The following is a 1,033-nucleotide window of genomic DNA, read 5'->3' on the forward strand; positions in this document are numbered from 1 at the left end:
CCCACAAGGTCGGCGGTCCGATCGGTGTGGGCGCGGCGGTCGTGTCCCGCCACGCGCGGATGACGCCGTTGGTCCACGGCGGCGGGCAGCAGCGCGGGCTCCGCGCCGGGACACAGGACGCCGCGGGGGCGGCGGCGTTCGCGGCGGCGGCCGTGGCGTCCGAGGCGGAGCGCGCGCGCGAGTCGGCCCGGCTGCGGGCCCTGCGTGAACGGATGGTCCGCGGCATCCTGCATGCGGTTCCGGCCGCGCGCCTGTTGGGCGACCCGGCCGACCGCCTGCCGGGCAACGCCCATGTGCTGTTCCCGGGGGCGGCGGGCGAGACGCTGCTGTTCCTGCTCGACATGGCGGGCATCTCCGTCTCGACGGGGTCGGCGTGCCAAGCCGGTGTCGCCGAACCGTCGCACGTGGTGCTCGCTCTGGGCTTCGACGACCGCGCCGCGCGATCGGTGCTGCGCCTGACGCTCGGACGCACCTCCAGCGACGCCGATGTCGACGCGCTGCTGGCGGCGCTTCCGTCCGCGTACGAGCGGGCCGTGGCATCCGGCGCCCGTTCAGCGGGTGGTTCGTAGACTGGGACGATGCGAGTTCTTGCGGCGATGAGCGGTGGCGTGGACTCCGCGGTGGCTGCGGCCCGCGCGGTGGAGGCGGGGCACGACGTCGTCGGTGTGCACCTCGCGCTCTCGCGCGCCGGCGGGACGCTGCGTGCCGGTAGTCGCGGCTGCTGCACGATCGAGGACGCCATGGACGCCCGGCGCGCGTCGGACAAGCTCGGCATCCCGTTCTACGTGTGGGACTTCTCGGAGCGGTTCCGCGACGACGTCATCGACGACTTCGTGTCGGAGTACCGCGCCGGCCGCACCCCGAACCCGTGCATGCGCTGCAACGAGAAGATCAAGTTCGCCGCGCTCCTGGAGCGCGCGCTCGAGCTCGGCTTCGACGCCGTGTGCACCGGGCACTACGCTACCCTCGTCGACACTCCCCGGGGGCGCGAGCTGCACCGGGCCTCGGATGCCGCGAAGGACCAGTCCTACGT

1 protein-coding gene and 1 pseudogene are annotated in these 1,033 nt (G+C 73.9%); both read left to right on the plus strand.

All coding sequences use genetic code 11. The features are described from left to right. The coding region (locus LQV45_RS35410) for an aminotransferase class V-fold PLP-dependent enzyme (RefSeq protein WP_230012727.1) at window positions 1–569 on the plus strand (569 nt) is incomplete at its 5' end. A 9-nt stretch (window positions 570–578) separates the two neighbouring features. Next, window positions 579–1,033 (plus strand): annotated as a pseudogene (locus tag LQV45_RS35415) (tRNA 2-thiouridine(34) synthase MnmA); the annotation flags it as partial.

This window comes from Microbacterium sp. Bi128 (assembly GCF_918698205.1).